Annotated in this window: 3 protein-coding genes and 2 pseudogenes; 4 read left to right on the top strand and 1 reads right to left on the bottom strand. The window is 39.9% G+C overall.

The window, feature by feature from the left end; all coding sequences use genetic code 11:
- Positions 1 to 207 precede the first annotated feature (207 nt).
- Positions 208 to 7,332 (top strand): SIALI-17 repeat-containing surface protein, encoded by a 7,125-nt coding sequence (locus tag SK629_RS07790; protein ID WP_042901335.1) that lies wholly within the window; start codon positions 208 to 210, stop codon positions 7,330 to 7,332.
- A 255-nt stretch (positions 7,333 to 7,587) separates the two neighbouring features.
- Positions 7,588 to 8,316 (top strand): peroxide stress protein YaaA, encoded by a 729-nt coding sequence (gene yaaA, locus SK629_RS07785; RefSeq protein ID WP_042901334.1) that lies wholly within the window; start codon positions 7,588 to 7,590, stop codon positions 8,314 to 8,316.
- Positions 8,317 to 8,373: 57 nt separating this feature from the next.
- On the opposite strand, the gene SK629_RS07780 is transcribed toward yaaA, so the two are convergent.
- Complete coding sequence (locus tag SK629_RS07780; protein WP_042901333.1) at positions 8,374 to 9,858, bottom strand: M protein trans-acting positive regulator PRD domain-containing protein; 1,485 nt, start codon at positions 9,856 to 9,858, stop codon at positions 8,374 to 8,376.
- 371 nt (positions 9,859 to 10,229) lie between these two features.
- Between SK629_RS07780 and SK629_RS13010 the strand changes: the two are divergent.
- Both SK629_RS13010 and SK629_RS11005 read left to right on the top strand, forming a co-directional pair.
- Positions 10,230 to 11,795 (top strand): annotated as a pseudogene (locus SK629_RS13010) (YSIRK-type signal peptide-containing protein); the annotation flags it as partial.
- A gap of 666 nt (positions 11,796 to 12,461) precedes the next feature.
- Positions 12,462 to 19,670, top strand: a pseudogene (locus SK629_RS11005) (LPXTG cell wall anchor domain-containing protein); the annotation flags it as partial.
- Positions 19,671 to 19,789 lie beyond the last annotated feature (119 nt).

The following is a 19,789-nucleotide window of genomic DNA, read 5'->3' as shown; positions in this document are numbered from 1 at the left end:
CCCATTGTTAAGCTTCTCGTTATAGGATGCTATCCCACTCCTTTTTGTTATATTAAACTCATAAAAAGATTGCAAATTTTTGTTCATTTTGATATATTCAATATATACAAAAAAACAAACTTGATGCTTAGTTGTGTATTCAGAAGGAGGTTATTTTTTAAAAAGTAAACGCTTACTTAGTGTCGAGAAAAAGAAATGAGGATTTTAATGAACAAAAGACTTTTCGATAAACGTTGCCATTATAGCATTCGTAAATTTGCTATAGGTGCGGCATCTGTGATGATTGGGGCTAGTATATTTGGTATTTCAGCTGTACAAGCTGAGGAGGTGGCTTCATCCAATATTCAAACAGAAGAAACAACAGTTCATCAACCTCAGCCTTTAGATAAGCTTCCCGATGATGTGGCAGCTGCTATCGCAAAGGCTGATGAGAATGGTGGACGTGAGTTTGTAAAGCCAAAAGCTGAGTCGACAGAAGACAAAGTGACTAAGGATACAGAACCTACTAAACCTGTTAATGAAGGTAACCATGAATTGGTTAGTCCTAAAGTTGAAACTCCAAATAAGGTAGGAGAAGAAAGCGAAGCTGAAGAGAAGCAAAAAGCTGAAGAGACAAATCCAAAGATTGTGGAAGATGGTCCGAAATCTACAGCAGCAGTTGAAACAGATGTAAAAGAGGATGCTAAGAAAACTTCAGAAAAGGATCAGGTAAAACCGACTGCAGATATCAAATCTTCTTCTGAAAAAACGCAAGCGCTTTCTAAAGAGTCAAGTAAAGCAGATGTTGAAAAAGAGAAGCAGCTATTATCAGATCGAAAACAAGACTTCAATAAAGATTGGTACTTTAAACTAAACGCCCAAGGAGATTTTTCAAAAAAAGATGTGGATGTTCATGATTGGTCTAAATTGAATCTTCCACACGATTGGAGTATTTATTTTGACTTCGATCACAAGTCTCCTGCTCGCAATGAAGGTGGTCAGTTAAATGGTGGAACAGCTTGGTATCGTAAGACTTTTACACTGAATGAAGTAGACAAGAACAAGGATGTTCGTATCAATTTTGATGGTGTTTACATGGATTCTAAGGTTTATGTAAATGGTAAATTTGTAGGACATTATCCAAGTGGTTACAATCATTTTTCTTATGATATTACAGAATTTTTGAACAAGGATGGCAGTGAAAATTCAATTACCGTTCAAGTAATCAATAAGCAACCAAGTAGTCGTTGGTATTCTGGAAGTGGGATTTATCGTGATGTAACCCTTAGTTATCGTGATAAAGTCCATGTTGCGGAAAATGGGAACCACATTACAACACCAAAATTAGCTGAACAAAAAAATAGCAATGTTGAAACACAAGTTCAAAGTAAGATTAAAAATACAGATAAAAAGGCTGCGAATGTCTTTGTGGAGCAACAGATTTTCACTAAGGAGGGTAAAGCTGTTTCAGAACTAGTTCGCTCTGAAACAAAGAATTTAGCAGAAAATGAAGTTGCAGATTTCAGACAAACAATCCTAGTTAATAAACCAACTCTTTGGACAACGAAAAGTTACCATCCTCAACTGTATGTGCTGAAAACAAAGGTTTATAAAGAAGATCAACTAGTTGATGTAACAGAAGATACATTTGGTTACCGTTATTTCAATTGGACTGCTAAGGAAGGTTTCTCTCTGAATGGTGAACGCATGAAATTCCACGGGGTAAGTATTCACCATGATAATGGAGCCTTGGGTGCAGAAGAAAACTATAAGGCTACCTACAGAAAATTAAAACTTCTGAAAGATATGGGAGTCAACTCCATTCGTACAACTCACAACCCGGCGAGCCCTCAGTTGCTAGATGCTGCGGCGAGTCTAGGACTTTTGGTTCAAGAGGAGGCTTTTGACACTTGGTATGGTGGCAAGAAGACTTACGACTATGGACGGTTCTTTGATCAAGATGCAACTCATCCTGAAGCTAAGAAGGGTGAGAAGTGGTCTGATTTTGATCTTAGAACAATGGTAGAACGTGATAAGAACAATCCGTCTATTGTGATGTGGTCTCTTGGAAATGAGGTAGAGGAGGCAAATGGTAGTCCTCGTTCTATTGAAACTGCTAAACGTTTGAAGGCTGTTATCAAAGCGATTGATACTGAGCGTTATGTCACCATGGGTGAAAATAAATTTAGTCGTGCATCTACAGGTGATTTCTTGAAAGTTGCAGAAATTATGGATGCTGTGGGTATGAACTATGGAGAACGCAATTATGATGCTGTTCGTAGAGCTCATCCAGATTGGCTCATTTATGGTTCTGAAACGTCTTCAGCGACAAGAACGCGTGATTCTTATTACAATCCTGCTCGAATTCTTGGACATGATAACAGTCCAAATCGTCATTATGAACAATCTGATTATGGTAATGACCGTGTTGGATGGGGAAGAACAGCTACTGAATCATGGACTTTTGATCGTGATCATGCTGGATATGCTGGACAATTTATCTGGACAGGAATTGACTATATCGGTGAACCAACGCCATGGCATAACCAGGATAGTACACCTGTAAAAAGTTCCTACTTTGGTATTATTGATACAGCTGGTTTGCCCAAGAATGATTTCTACCTTTACCGTAGTGAGTGGTATAGTGATAAAGAAAAACCAACTGTCCGAATTTTACCGCATTGGAACTGGACTGAAGAGACCCTTAAGGATCGCAAGATGCTGGTCGATGGAAAGGTTCCAGTTCGTACCTTCTCAAATGCAGCAAATGTTGAATTATTCTTAAACGGTCAGTCGCTTGGTAAAAAGGAATTTACTAAGAAAAGAACAGAAGATGGACGCCCTTATCATGAAGGAGCTAAACCAAGTGAATTGTATCTTGAGTGGCTTGTTAAGTACCAACCAGGTACACTGACTGCGATTGCTCGAGATGAAAATGGTAATGAAATTGCGCGTGATAGTGTGACAACTGCAGGGGAACCAGCAAGAGTTCGTCTAACTAAAGAAGAGCATGTTATCACTGCAGATGGTAAAGATTTATCTTACATCCATTACGAAATTGTTGATAGTGACGGGAATGTTGTACCAACAGCGAATAATCTTGTTCATTTCAATCTGCATGGTCAGGGACAAATCGTTGGTGTAGATAATGGGGAACAAGCTAGTCGTGAGCGCTACAAAGCTCAAGCAGATGGAACATGGCAAAGACGTGCTTTCAATGGTAAAGGGGTTGTCATTGTAAAATCAACAGAAAAAGAAGGTAAATTTACTCTTTATGCAGATTCTGCTGGCTTGACATCTGATAGCGCAACAGTCGCGACTGTGTCTGGTAAGAAAGAAAACCGTCACTTTGTAGCCTTTGCTCCTGTAAAAGCAACAACTGACGTGACTACAAATCCTGAATTGCCTCAAACAGTAACAGCTATTTATAGCGATGGCAGTGTTGAGGAAAAAACTGTCACTTGGGAAGTGCCATCTGACTTACTTACAAGTGCAGGTGAAAAGAAAGTATTTGGACGAGTGGAAGGTTTGGAAACCCAAGCTGAGGCACTTGTAAAAGTGGTTGCCTTAGATAAATGGTTGCCAAAAGTTGCTACAGTACCGGTTGGTACAAATGCGGCTGATTTGGATAAAACGGTCACAGCTGTTCTGACAGATGGTAGCTTAATTGATACAGAGGTTGTTTCTTGGACCTTGAAAGATCCTGCTGCTTTGACCAAGGAAGGGGGACGTACGGAGGCTACTGGTAAATTGGTAGATGACGACCGTGAAGTGACTGCAACCTTTATCGCAAGCAGCAAGGAAACAACAAGTAGCATTACAGGACTTACTGTTGGGGATAAAGCTCTTGAGAACTTCGAGTCTGGCAAGACTTATTATCGTGTATCTCTTCCTTACACTGGAACAATTCCAAGTGTTGGAGCACAGACTACAGGCTATCAGGTAACAGTTCAGCAAGCTTCTGCTGATACTGGTTATCAGGCTTCTGTCTTCTTGAGTGACCAAAAGGGCGATTTAGTTCAAACTTACTTGATTCAATTCGTGAAGGAAGCACCTGCCTTGACCCGCTTGGAAGTAAACGTTGAAGGAAAAGAGAAGGCAACAGAAGACCAAGTTCTCCCTTATCATGTAATTGGGCATTATGAGGACGGTTCACAGACGGAATTTTCAGCGTCAGATGTCCACTTAGAAGCCAAGTCAGCTGATGGTGGTCATCTTGAGGTAAATGGACAGAACTTGTTGCTCTATACTAAGGGTCGTGTTACTCTAACTCCTCGTATTGACAATCAAACAGAAAAAACGCAATCTGTCTCAACTGAATTGGTGATTAAAGAAAATAAAGTAGAGAAGAAAATTGTCAAACTTCATCCAGTTTCTATCTCTACCGATATCAATCAGCAACCTAATTTACCTAGTCAAGTTGGAGCAGAATTTGATAAGGGTTTGCCTCGTAAGGTAGCTGTAACTTGGGACAAAGTAGCTGAAAAAGAATTGGGGCACTATCATAGCTTTACCATTAAAGGACATGTAGAAGGTACAGATATTGAGGCTCAAGCAACGGTGACGGTTGAAGGCTTGCAAGTTGCAGAGGAAATCAGCCTTACAGTACCTAAGGGTGAGTCGGTTCAATTGCCAGCTAATGTTCGTGCTTACCATTCTAATGGAACAACTATCTACAAAGATGTGGTTTGGAATCAGGTTCCAACCAACTTTAGTCAAACTGAAGGAGTCCATGAAATCAATGGTCGTTTAGTTGATAGTAATCTTACCACTAAAGCTCATGTTCGAGTGTCTAGTCAAGTTGTTGCTGGAAATAATATCTCTAAACAATGGACAGGCTCCCAATTGCCAGCTGCCATTGTATCAAATACAGGAGGAGATGATTCAGCTAATGCCTTGAACGACCTGACTGTGTCAAGAACGACAACAGGCGCTAAAAATAGATGGACTACTTGGAGAACAAATACTGATAATGACTGGGCTTCTATCTTGTTTGGTAATTCAGGAGACTTGACGAAACGTTTTGTCAACAATTTGTCGGTTGATTTTTATAGCGATAGAACAATTGGTCTTCCAAAAGAATACGTTATCGAATACTATGTAGGTCAGGAAGTTCCAGATCTTCCAAATGATGTCAATAATGCTCAACGAGATAGCAATCATCCATTTAATAATCCTGACAATTGGAAAGTAGTTGAAAACTTACATGCTCCAAGTCAGCTATCTGCAACTCAAACAAATCACTTTACATTTGATAAGGTAGAAACCTATGCTGTTCGTATACGCATGAAGAAAGCAGATGGAACAGCTGGTGTTGGTTTGACAGAGCTAACTGTCCTTGGAAACAAGGTCTTAAGCTCTACAAGTTCAGAGATTTCTATCCAAGTAGATGGTAAGGATCTTGAACACTTTAATCCATCTAAGACTGATTACTATATTCCTCAATCTAGCAAAGAAATCACTGCAACAGCTAGCAATAATGGTTTGGTAACAGTTGTGCCTGCAACAAGTCCAAAAGGCGCAACGCGTTTCATCTTGAAAGCAGAAGATGGTACGGTATTGAAAGAATATCGAATCTTCCGTAATGATGAGAGAGAAACTAGTCAACCTCTTGCTGCAGAAAATGGTGCTAAAATCTTGAATGTTGGTGATCAATTTCAATTGCCTGCTGAAGTGACAGTCTATTATCCTTCACAAGCTGGCTGGGTTAAGGCTAACCTTGCAGTTCAATGGGATGCCATTCCTGAACATGCGACAGAACAGGAGGGAAGTTTTGAAGTAACTGGTCATGTAATAGGTACAGATTTAAGCACCAAAATGCAAGTAACAGTTGTAGCTAAAGGTAACCAAGTTCTGTCAGAAAATCCAAGCAACAATGAAACGGATTCTAAAGCCTTTGCTTCGACAACGAATGATGTACAAGTAAATTCACATGATAGAATTTTCTACATCAATGATGGAAAATACATTGAGGACGGACGTTGGACAAACTGGTCTCGGACTCCGAAAAATCAAGAAACTTCTGTCGGACTACTCTTTAAGAAGGGCGGCAAAATTGCCTCCCAATCTATTGGAAAAGTAGCCATTCAATTCTTTAAAGATAGTGGAACAGATGCCCCAGAGAAAATGGTTCTAGAAAGATATATTGGTCCTGCCTTTACAGAACCAAGTACGATTTCTCGTTATGAAGAAAATGCCGACCATCCATTCAACAAGGCAGAAAATTGGGCACCAATTCCTTACAAAGCTTCTGGAGAAATCGTGGCTGGTAAGTCGATTGAATTTACATTTGATCCGATTCAGACAACAGCTATTCGAGCACGTTTGACTCGTAAATCTACAACTAATGGTCTAGCAGTAGTAGAGTTTAGTGCTTACTCTTCTGCTAAAGTAAGAGATGAAGAAACTCCTTCAGTGACTATTTCAGTTGCTGGAAAAGCATTGGAAAACTTTGATCCAAATGTGACAGATTATACTCTAACAACAATGGGTTCAAAACCAAAAGTCACTGCAACAACTAGTGGACATGGAGTAGTTACAGTTGTTGATCCTGGAAATGCTAATCTTCCAACACTTGTTCGTCTTGTTTCCAAAGATGGAAATTTGGTGAAAGAATATCGTTTACACTTTAAGTCTACCTTCCAAACAACACCAACAGAAGGCGTGAAGAACCTAGTATCAGAAACCCCAAGCTTGGAAATTGAAAAGACTCCGCTTCCATTTAAAGAAGTTATTCGTGAAAATCCTGAACTTGCTCAAGGCCAACGTCGTGTTGTTTCTGAAGGACAAGATGGAGAAAAAGTTGACTATATTCAAGTTGTGGGAACTACTAGAACTCTTGTTCATACTGAACAAAGAAAGGCTCAAGACCGCATTATCGAGGTAGGAGTGAAAGCATCTATTTCAAATAGCAAGGGCGAGGAGCCTGCGCTAGTCAATGAAGTCCCTGAATTCAAGGGAGGTACTAACTTTGTTGAAGGAGCAGTTAACGACATTTCAGAATACAAAGGGAAACAATCAACTGTAGGTAATCAGGTAGCACCAATCGCTGAGAAGCCTGACTTTAAAGACGGGGTAAATACAGGAGTGCCTCAAGATAGTAAACTTCCAGAGGATAAAGGTGTTCCAGTAACAGTAGGAAATCAGGAAGTACCAGTTCGTGAGAAAACAGAGAATCCAGTACAGAACATAGCTAATAACCAGACTGCAGAAAGAAAGGCTTCAGCAGTCAAAGAAGATCAAAATAGCTTGCCAGAAACTGGTGAGAGAGAATCTGGTATAGCAATCTTCTTAGCAGGTGTTAGCTTGGCCTTGTCAGCAGCACTATTGGCTACAAAACGTAAAGAAGATTAGACTTTATCTCTAAAGCATTCTGATTTTTATAAATTGATCGAGGATTAAAAATTGAATCGGTGGATGAGCAGAGCTACTATGATATAGAACCTCAATTTGAGGAGAAATATAGTAGATCCTTGCATGATAAAGCGCATCGTATTAGAGTTTTGAACACCTAATAGGATGCGTTTTTTCTGAGGTTTAAGACTTTTCCCCAGTCTCTTTTCAGATGAATTCCTTGGTAGCGGCAAAAAAATATGCTACACTATTAATATGAAAATTTTAATCCCAACAGCAAAAGAAATGAACACAGACTTGCCGAGTATCGAGACAACTCCTTTAAGACCAGAAAGTCAGGCCGTTCTGGATGCCTTAGCTCTCTATTCTGCTAGTCAATTGGAGAGTTTTTATAAGGTATCAGTCGATAAGGCGGCGGAAGAATTTCAACATATCCAAGCTTTGAAAACACAAACTGCTCAACACTACCCAGCCTTGAAACTTTTTGATGGGCTCATGTACCGCCATATCAAGCGAGATAAATTGACAGAGGCAGAACAAGCCTATCTTGAAAATCATGTCTTCATCACCTCGGCTTTGTACGGTGTCATTCCAGCCTTGTCACCTATGGCCCCTCACCGTTTGGACTTTTTGATGAAGTTAAAAGTCGCTGGTAAGACTTTGAAGAGCCATTGGAAGGCAGCCTATGATGAGGCTATGAATGGTGAAGACCTAATTTTCTCCCTCTTGTCATCAGAATTTGAGACTGTATTTTCTAAGGAAATCAGAGAAAAGATGGTAACCTTCAAATTCATGGAGGACAAGGGTGGTCAGCTGAAGATTCATTCAACCATTTCCAAGAAAGCGCGTGGAGCCTTCCTAACGGCCCTGATAGAAAATCAAGTACAGACGGTGGAGGAAGCTCGCCTCTTAAGCTTTGCAGGATTTGTCTACAGAGAAGACCTGTCCCAGCCACAGGAATTGGTTTTTGTAAAGAAGGTATAAAATAAGGATAAAAGAAGAAAACTCAGCAAGGAAAAGTATTGCTGAGTTTTTTCTAGCTTATAAAGAGTTGGACAAATGAATCTCATTTGATAAAGTATTAAGATGATTGACCAAATCCATGATTGACAGATGGTTTCGGCAAATAAACTTTTTAGTGATGCCAGGAATATAGAAATTAGACACGATGATGTCATAATCTGTCTGATTTAAAATTTCAGGACTTGTTTCCAATTGATCCCAAATATCGAAGGTAAAGCGATTATTACAGTAATAGGAAAGCATATCCATTAAGGTGAGGGATAGGGCATGGTCAAAGTTACTGATAATCAAAACCTTGATAGGTGGTCGATTGGCTAATAATTGAGTAGTGATATTTTCTGCATGGGTGAAGAGGGTGTAAATCAAGTGCTCTAATTGTTCAGGATAATCATGTTGCCCGATTGCTTGCCGATATTGAGCCAGTTCTTGACGAGCACTTTCCATAAAGTCTGGGAAATAGACCTTGAACTTTTCTAGTGTAATTCCCTTTTGCTCAAATAAGAGTGGTGTTGAAAAGGTTTCCTGTCTTTCAAAATAAGCTGTATTGTGTAGGTGCCAAATGAGCTCATCATGATTAGCAAATTTAATATTAAATGCTTTAGATAATCGTTCCAAAATTTGGCTTAATAACTGATAAGAATAGCGAGATTCCTCATTTTTATTTAGAGAATCAAAGAATTGCTGTGGATCTAGAAAAATATCATTTTGAAGAAAGGAAATGAAAATTTGGGCCACAATATCTGGAGTCATTTCCAGTCCAAATTGTTGAGAGAAGTATGCAAGCTTGTCCTCAAAATCTGGTAAATTCATTAAAACAGGATAGTAGTCTTGGTAAAAATGATTCGGTAAATCAATGAAATGTCCATTTTTTACTCGATGAATACTAATTGCGAGCATCAGCTTATACATTCTATAGATTGCAAATCGCATTGGGTAATTTGTGGATTTATAGAAGTAGTCAGCGAACTCTGTTATGACTTTTTCAGAAATATCTGGGAAAGGCCAGTCTAGAAAATAATACCGCTCTGAAAAGTATTGGGCATAAAAATAGCGAATATCGATTTCATTTCCATTCAGGGATGTTGGAGTAAAAGACAGTTCAATTTGGAATTGTTTCGAGAGAATGGTGGTGATTCGATTTCCTAAACGATAAAGATTGGCATTACTAGAATGCAGTTTTTCTACAGTTCGGTAAATAGGCAATCCTTCGTTAAAAAACATATATTCTAATAACTGAAAAGATTGGGAATGACTGAGGAAATAAATATAAATATCTTCTATACTTGCCGCTGTATCTAGATTTAGCATAATGCCATTGATAGAAGATTGGATTTTGAAGGTTGGGAATGCTGTTCGTAGTTCGTTTAAGTCATTTTTCAGGATACGCTCAGTGCATTCTAAAGTCTGTGCTAATTCGTTTAGACGTATCCAATCTCGTTTCTGAATGAGTATTTCAAGTAGTCGCAATTGTCGTTGTTCTTTTGTAGATAATAGAGATCTCATAGGGTTCTATCCTCCTAAGCTCATTATATCATAGTCTATAATAAAAATGCTAATATTGATATTGTTAAGATGGAGAATAATCCGATTTGATCTTAAAACAATATTTATGAATCGAATATAGGAAGGCAATTAAATATTAATGGAATATTTGTATTGATTTTGCGATTACATTTTTACCTCTATATTATTTTTCTGTACCATTTGTACCAAAATATGAGAATCATTTTTTTGTCAGTAAATTCACTTTGATTAGAACAATTTAAATGAATCTTGAGGGAAAAAATACTATATGTTAATTTGTAAAACTATATTGAATTATATAAAAAATAGATGTAAATTGTATAGTATAAAATTATATTGAGGTAAAGAATATGAAACAGGTACAGAGAAAATCATTTGATTGGTATAAAATGCAACAACGTTTCTCTATTCGCAAGTATCACTTTGGGGCAGCTAGTGTCTTGCTCGGGACAGCCTTAGTCCTAGGAGCAGGAGCCAAGGCCCAAACAGTACAAGCAGATGAACATTATGCAGAAGTTACTAACAGTGTTTCTGTTGATAAGATAGCAGAAGCTACTAAACCAGTAGAAGTTTCTACATCTAAGAAAGAAACTACCTACCCAGCTCCAACTGTTGTTAATCCAGTAGAGGTGACTCCAGCTAAATCTGAAGTTGTTAAGGCAGCTGTAGAAAATGTTGAAGAGCCTAAAGTGGAAAAAGAGGAAATTTCTCATCAAAGTGCAGTTGATAAATCAAAATTGTTAACGGCTCTTTCGCGTGCAAAAAAATTAGAAGCAAAATTATATACAGAAGCTAGTGCTGCAAACTTGAAAGCAAGTATCCAAGCTGGTCAAAGTTTGCTTGGGAAAGCAGATGCAACTGAAGCTGAATTATTAGCAGCAGAGTCATCTATTCAATCAGCTGTCATTGGACTGGAACTCCGTTCTAACTCCGATAAAGGAACTGTATCAGAAACTTCTGTAGCGAAGAAAGCTAATGCAGATGAAGCAGAAGAAGAAACTAAGCAAGCTCCTACAACTAATCGTTCCGCTCTTGATAGTGTTGTTTTGCCAACTAGCAGAGCTGCTATAGTTGAAGCGTCTTCAGCTCCAAAAACAACTAATGAAATCTTGAAACCAGGTTTAAGCCTTTCTGATGCTCGCCAAAATCCAGCTATTCGTAAGGAAGACTTGGAGAAGGGGCATAGTGGTTTTAGAGCAGCGAGCAATCCAGTCAACCCAATTGTCTCAGGTTCTGGAAATACAGTTGCATTTGCAGATATTAGTCAAGCTGGTCGTAGTTATAGTTTCCGCGGCTATGGGAACGCACGTGGTGGTAATTCAATTCATTACGATGTAACAACAGTACGTCAAGGTAATAGATTGAATTTCACAATTCAATATTCTGGTCCAGGTGAATTTGTTAATAATAACTTTATCTTGGATAAAGGGGATGGATTTGGAAATCCTTCAAATGCAACTATCACAACTCCAAGATTAAGAGAGCAATCAAAACCTATTAGACAGGGTGCCAACTTTGTATCTCACTCAGGATATACTATGACCTCTGCTACTGAAACAAGTATGCAACAGACAATCAGATTCAGTTTGCCAATCAACAATCCAAATGGTGATTTGTCTGTCCGTTTGAAACCTGTTACTTTTAACGTGGATCAAGGTGGTGGCGGTGCTGCTACTAGCAATGATCCATACAGTAACTCTAACTATTATTATAGAGCAAACCCACTATACTTGGATGCCAATCCAAATGGTGGTTCTAGTAACAAGGCTGTTACAGAAGACATTGATTTCCAAACTGTCTATCTTCCAACAAGTAAGTTGCCAGAAGGCCAAACTAGATTAGTCAGAGAAGGTGAAAAAGGACAACGTCAAATTACCTATAAAGTCCATCGATTTGGTAACGAAACAATTCTAGGATTGCCAATTAGTAATAGTGTCACTAAAGAAGCTAAGCCACGTATTCTGCAAATTGGTGTTGCTAAAGAGCTAATCGATACAGTAAAACCACGTGTTGATCAAAATAAAATCGGTGATACAAATAATCTTACTTTCTATCTTGATAACGATGGCAACGGGGTTTATACAGAAGGTGTAGATGAACTTGTTCAAAGAATCGCTATTAAAGATGGAGCCCAAGGTGAAAAAGGGAACCAAGGCGAACGTGGTTTAACAGGAGCCAAAGGTGAAAAAGGAGACCAAGGCGAACGTGGTCTCACTGGAGCTAAAGGTGAAAAAGGAGACCGAGGTGAACGCGGTTTAACTGGAGCTAAAGGTGAAAAAGGAGACCAAGGCGAACGCGGTCTCACTGGAGCTAAAGGTGAAAAAGGAGACCAAGGCGAACGCGGTCTCACTGGAGCTAAAGGTGAAAAAGGAGACCGAGGCGAACGTGGTCTCACTGGAGCTAAAGGTGAAAAAGGAGACCGAGGCGAACGTGGTCTCACTGGAGCTAAAGGTGCTAAAGGTGAAAAAGGAGATCGAGGCGAACGCGGTCTAACAGGAGCCCAAGGTGCTAAAGGTGAAAAAGGGGACCGAGGCGAACGCGGTCTAACAGGAGCCCAAGGTCAGGCAGGTCGTGACGGTGTAACTCCAACCGTAACCGTTAAAGATAATAAAGAAGACGGTACTCACACTATTACTATTAACGACGGTAGAGGTAATGTTACAAGTACTGTTGTAAGAGATGGTTTCGATGGCGCAAGTCCATTAGTTGCGACTCAACGAAATGAAGCAGATAAAACAACGACCGTTATCTTCTATTATGACCAAAATGATAACAACGAATTTGATGCAGACGATACAAAACTAAAAGAAGTTGTCATTGCAGATGGTGCTAAAGGTGAAAAAGGGGACCAAGGCGAACGTGGTCTAACTGGAGCGCAAGGTGAAAAAGGAGAACGTGGAGACCGTGGTGAAACAGGAGCAACGGGACGTGACGGAAAAACTCCAAAAATCACAACTGCTCGTGGAGCAGACGGCCGTAGTACTGATATTACATTTACTATTCCTGGTGAAGAACCTGTAACTGTTAATGTAAAAGACGGAAAAGATGGACGTACACCAACTATTGACTTAAATGCCTTAGCAGAAGCAGCAGTAAGACTGAATAATCAAAGAAGCGGAAGAGTAAGAAGAGCATTAGCAGACGCCCCATCTACAGCACCAGCACCACAACCAGTAGAGGGTACTCGTATTACAGCATACTATGATAACAATGGTAATGGTAAATACGATCCAGGTGTGGATGAATTAATTGGTACAAGTGATATCTTGAATGGTACAAATGGACGTAATGGTGCAGATGGAGCTTCTGGTACAGATGGTCGTAATGGTGCTGAATTATTAAGTGGACCTAATGCCCCAACAGCAAATGATGGTAAAGATGGTGATACTTATATCGATGCAACTACAGGTGATGTTTATAAGAAAGAAGGCGGAAACTGGAACCAAATTGGCAACATCAAAGGACCAAAAGGGGATAAAGGTGAAAACGGAAAAGACGGCTTCACACCAGAAGTAACAGTGACAGACAACCATGATGGCACACACACCATCACTATCACTCAACCAGAAGGTCGTCCAGCTCTTACAACAATCGTTAAAAATGGAGTAGACGGCCAAACACCAAAAGTTAAAGCAGAACGTGATGAAGTCAAGAAACAAACTACTCTAACCTTCTACATTGACAAAGATGGCGATGGAAACTATACAGAAGGAACTGATACCCTCGTTCAAACATCAATTGTAAAAGACGGCCAAGATGGAGCAGCTGGACGTGATGGTAAAGAAGTATTAAACGGAAAAGTAGATCCAACACCAAGAGACGGAAAAGATGGCGATAGCTTCGTAAATACTGCCACAGGAGATGTCTTCGTTAAGAAGAACAATACTTGGGAACAAGCAGGCAACATCAAAGGTCCTAAAGGTGACAAGGGAGAAAATGGTCATGATGGCTTCACACCAGAAGTAACCCTAACAGACAACCATGATGGCACACACACCATCACTATCACTCAACCAGAAGGTCGCCCAGCCCTTACAACAATCGTTAAAAACGGAGTAGACGGCCAAACACCAAAAGTCAAAGCTGTTCGTGATGAAGCTAAAAAACAAACAACATTAACCTTCTACATTGACAAAGATGGCGATGGTAATTACACAGAAGGAACTGATACGCTCGTTCAAACATCCATCGTTAAAGACGGTCAAGACGGAGCAGCAGGTCAAGCAGGACGTGATGGTAAAGAAGTTCTAAATGGCAAAGTAGATCCAACACCAAGAGACGGTAAAGATGGCGATAGCTTCGTTAATACTGCCACAGGAGATGTCTTCGTTAAGAAGAACAATACTTGGGAACAAGCAGGCAACATCAAAGGTCCAAAAGGTGACAAGGGAGAAAATGGTCGTGATGGCTTCACACCAGAAGTAACAGTGACAGACAACCATGATGGCACACACACCATCACTATCACTCAACCAGAAGGTCGCCCAGCTGTCACAACAATCGTTAAAAACGGAGTAGACGGCCAAACACCAAAAGTCAAAGCTGTTCGTGATGAAGCTAAAAAACAAACTACTCTAACCTTCTACATTGACAAAGATGGCGATGGTAATTACACAGAAGGAACTGATACGCTCATTCAAACATCAATTGTCAAAGACGGAGCAGCAGGTCAAGCAGGACGTGATGGTAAAGAAGTATTAAACGGAACAGTAGATCCAACACCAAGAGACGGAAAAGATGGAGACAGCTTCGTTAATACTGCCACAGGAGATGTCTTCGTCAAGAAGAACAATACTTGGGAACAAGCAGGCAACATCAAAGGTCCAAAAGGTGACAAGGGAGAAAATGGTCGTGATGGTTTCACACCAGAAGTAACAGTGACAGATAATCATGATGGTAGCCATACGATTATCATTACGCAGCCAGAAGGTCGCCCAGCTGTCACAACAATCGTTAAAAACGGAGTAGACGGCCAAACACCAAAAGTCAAAGCTGTTCGTGATGAAGCCAAAAAACAAACTACTCTAACCTTCTACATTGACAAAGATGGCGATGGTAATTACACAGAAGGCACAGATACGCTCGTTCAAACATCCATCGTTAAAGACGGCCAAGACGGAGCAGCTGGACAAGCAGGACGTGATGGTAAAGAAGTATTAAACGGAAAAGTAGATCCACAACCAAGAGACGGAAAAGATGGAGACAGCTTTGTTAATACTGCCACAGGAGATGTCTTCGTTAAGAAGAACAATACTTGGGAACAAGCAGGCAACATCAAAGGTCCTAAAGGTGACAAGGGAGAAAATGGTCGTGATGGCTTCACACCAGAAGTAACAGTGACAGACAACCATGATGGCACACACACCATTACTATCACCCAACCAGAAGGACGTCCAGCTCTTACAACAATCGTTAAAAATGGAGAAAATGGCCAAACACCAAAAGTCAAAGCTGTTCGTGATGAAGCCAAAAAACAAACTACTCTAACCTTCTACATTGACAAAGATGGCGATGGAAACTATACAGAAGGCACAGATACGCTCGTTCAAACATCCATCGTTAAAGACGGCCAAGACGGAGCAGCTGGACAAGCAGGACGTGATGGTAAAGAAGTATTAAACGGAAAAGTAGATCCACAACCAAGAGACGGAAAAGATGGAGACAGCTTTGTTAATACTGCCACAGGAGATGTCTTCGTTAAGAAAAACAACACTTGGGAACAAGTAGGAAACATTAAAGGACCAAAAGGGGATAAAGGTGAAAATGGAAAAGACGGCTTCACACCAGAGGTAAGTGTTACAGACAACCATGATGGTAGTCATACGATTACAGTTACACAACCAGAAGGCAGACCAGCTGTCACAACAACAATTAAAAACGGAGTAGACGGACAAACACCAAAAGTCAAAGCAGAACGTGATGAAACCAAAAAACAAACTACTCTAACCTTCTACATTGACAAAGATGGCGATGGAAACTATACAGAAGGTACAGATACGCTCGTTCAAACATCCATCGTTAAAGACGGTCAAGACGGAGCAGCAGGTCAAGCAGGACGTGATGGTAAAGAAGTTCTAAATGGCAAAGTAGATCCAACACCAAGAGACGGTAAAGATGGCGATAGCTTCGTTAATACTGCCACAGGAGATGTCTTCGTTAAGAAGAACAATACTTGGGAACAAGCAGGCAACATCAAAGGTCCAAAAGGTGACAAGGGAGAAAATGGTCGTGATGGCTTCACACCAGAAGTAACCCTAACAGACAACCATGATGGCACACACACCATCACTATCACTCAACCAGAAGGACGTCCAGCCCTTACAACAATCGTTAAAAACGGAGTAGACGGCCAAACACCAAAAGTCAAAGCAGAACGTGATGAAGCTAAAAAACAAATTACTCTAACCTTCTACATTGACAAAGATGGCGATGGTAATTACACAGAAGGAACTGATACCCTCGTTCAAACATCCATCGTTAAAGACGGAGAGAAAGGTGAAGATGGAAAAACTCCTGAAGTAACTGTAACACCAGGAAAAGATGGACATAGTTCTGACATTACATTCACTGTTCCAGGAAAAGATCCAGTTACTGTAAATGTGAAGAATGGTGAAAATGGGTTAAACGGCAAAACTCCAAAAGTTGATTTACTTCGTGTTGAAGGCAAAAATGGAAATCCATCTCATACAATTGTTACCTTCTATACTGATGAAAACAATGATGGTAAATACACACCAGGAACTGATGAACTTCTAGGATCAGAAATGATTAAAGATGGAGCTAAAGGTGCTGACGGACGTGATGGTAAGTCATTGCTCACTGTTAAAGAAGGCAAAGAAACAAAAGTTTATCAAGAAGATCCAGCAAATCCAGGTCAACCATTAACCCCTGACAGACCTCTTGCAGTAATTAGAGATGGGGTAGACGGAAAATCACCAACTGTAACTGCTGCTCGTAAGGAAGAAGTTGATCATAAGGGAGTAGAGATTACTGTCGATAATCACGATGGGTCACAACCGACTACAGTATTTGTTCATGATGGAGCTAAAGGTGAAACTGGAGCGAATGGTCAAAATGGACAAACACCTACAGTTACAACTCAACGTGGAGCAGATGGACATAGTACAGTTGTAACCATTACAACACCAGGAAAAGAACCAGTAACATTTACAGTTAGAGATGGTCTAGATGGACATAATGGTAACAATGGACGAACTCCTAAAATTGATTTACAACCATATATTAATGGAGAAGATTCCTTTAGAAGAGCAAGAAGAAGTGTAGGAAATAACCCGGATGAAGTATCAGGACATCCTAATTCTAGAGCAACATCTTCTGATAACGCAGATGGTACTCATGTTACAGTTTATTTTGATAATAATGGAAATAATCATTACGATCCTGGAGTAGATGAGTTAATCAGTGAACGTGATGTATTGAACGGAGTTAATGGAGAAAATGGTGCTAGTGGTAGAGACGGACGTAATGGATCTGAACTTTTAAGTGGAAATATTGCACCAAATCCAAAAGATGGAAAAAATGGAGATACTTATATTGATAGTTCAACAGGAGATGTCTATAGAAAACAAAACGGAGCATGGAACAAGACTGGCAATATAAGAGGACCTCAAGGAGCAAAAGGAGATACACCAGAAGTTACAGCTAAACCAGGAACAGATGGACATAGTACAGATATTACAATTACAACACCAGGAAAAGATCCTGTTACTGTAAATGTAAAAAATGGTAAAGATGGAAAATCTCTAATTGCTAAAAAAGAAGGTAATGAAACTAAAATTTTTGTGGAAGATCCAGAACGTCCAGGTCAACCATTGGATTCTACAAAACCACTTGCCACAGTTTTAGATGGGCTAAAAGGTGATAAAGGTGAAAATGGTGCAGATGGCAAATCACCAGTTGTTACTGTAACAGATAACGGAGATGGAACACACTCTATTACCGTTCGAAATGGAGATGGCTCTGAATCAACTACTAAAGTTAAAGATGGTAAGGATGGTAAAACAGCTACTATCACCACAACTGAAAATCCAGATGGAAGCCATACAATTACTGTAACAAATCCAGATGGAACTTCTAAAGAAACAGTTGTTAAAAACGGTAAAGACGGCAAGACTCCAAAAGTTGAAGTAACAGATAATAACGATGGAACTCACACTGTTAAAGTGACAGATGGAGAAGGTAATATTACAAATGCTATTATCAAAGATGGTAAAGATGGTAAAGCTGCTTCAGCTACAACAAGAGAAAATCCAGACGGAAGTCACACAGTAACAATCACTAACCCAGATGGAACTAAGAATGAGTTTGTTGTGAAAAATGGACGTGATGGTGTTGACGGACGTACTCCAACCGCATCTGTTCGTGATAATGGGGATGGAAGTCATACAATCGTTATTACAAATCCAGAAGGTGTGACAACTGAAACCATAGTTCGTGATGGTAAATCACCAAAAGTTACTATAACTGATGAACAAAATGGAACACATAAGATTTCAGTTCTAAATGGTGATGGAACTACTACTGAAACCATCGTTAAAGATGGTAAATCACCAGTAGCCACTGTTACTGATAACCATGATGGTACTTACACAATTCGTGTAGAAAACGGTAATGGTACTGTTTCTGAAACCACAGTTCGTGACGGTAAATCACCAACTGCTAAGGTTGTGGATAACGGAGATGGCACTCACACGATCACAGTTGTGAACTCAGACGGTACAACTACTACAACCACAGTTCGTGATGGTAAAGAACCAAAACTTGAAATTATTGATAACAACAACGGTTCGCACACTATTAAGGTGACAGGTGCTGATGGTAAAGAAACGACAACTACAATCTTTGATGGTAAATCACCAAAAGCGAACATCGTTGATAACGGAGATGGCACTCACACCTTAACAATCGTTGATTCTGATGGTCGTGAATACAAATCTATTATCAAAGATGGTAAAGACGGTAAAGATGGCGTTTCACCAACTGTAACTGTTAAAAATAATAACGATGGAACTCACGTTGTTACAATCATTAATCCAGATGGAAGTAAGACAGAAATGGTGATTAAAGACGGTAAAGATGGTAAATCACCAAAAGTTTCTGTTGAAGATAATGGAAATGGTAGTCATACAATCACAATCATCAATTCTGACGGAACTGTGACAAAAACAGTTGTTAAAGACGGTAAAGATGGTCGCGATGGTCGCGATGGACGTGATGGCAAAGACGGTAAAGACGGCAAAGATGGTAAATGTGGATGCCAAGACAAACCAGTAACACCATCAAATGACAAACCAGTTCCTCCAACACCTAATGTGCTAGAAGGACCAACGTTTGCAATGCCAGAACCACCAGTTTACGAATTGCCAGAATTAAACGGAGGTGTGCCAGGAATGCCAGAAGTTGCTGAAGTACCAGAATTAGATATTCCAACAGTACCAGCACAACCAACACCAGAAGTACCGGTTAAACCTGTGCCAGCGCAACCAACACCAAATGTACCGATACCAGAAGTGCCAGTACAACCAACTCCAGTTGTTCCAACACCAGAAGTATCGGTTAAACCAGTACCAGCAGTTCCAGAACAACCAGTAGTACCAACACCGGCTCAACCAGCAACTCCAGTAAATGCTAACCCAGTAGTATCAACTACAGTTAAAGAAAACCATGGGGACAAATTACCTGAAACTGGAAGCCAATCTGATTATATCTCTGTTCTTCTAGGTAGCGGTATTCTATTGAGCCTATATGTAGGTCGAAGAAAAGAAGATTAATCAGCCAAAAGCAGTCACTAATTTCTCGAAAGAAGATGATAAGTGATAGATCTCGAATGAAAGAATATTCTTAGGACGATTTTCCATAATGGAAAAGACTGCTAAAAACCTTGAGTGGT

It is taken from the genome of Streptococcus mitis, assembly GCF_000722695.1.
GTDB classification, from domain to species: Bacteria; Bacillota; Bacilli; order Lactobacillales; family Streptococcaceae; genus Streptococcus; species Streptococcus mitis_O.
The sequence above is the reverse complement of the archived record's forward strand: the minus strand, read 5'-3'. Positions and strand labels throughout refer to the sequence as shown.

Coding starts and splice junctions, on each gene's coding strand:
- yaaA (WP_042901334.1), top strand. CDS start 7,588: ATGAAAATTTTAATCCCAACAGCAAAAGAAATGAACACAGACTTGCCG.
- SK629_RS07780 (WP_042901333.1), bottom strand. CDS start 9,858: ATGAGATCTCTATTATCTACAAAAGAACAACGACAATTGCGACTACTT.
- SK629_RS07790 (WP_042901335.1), top strand. CDS start 208: ATGAACAAAAGACTTTTCGATAAACGTTGCCATTATAGCATTCGTAAA.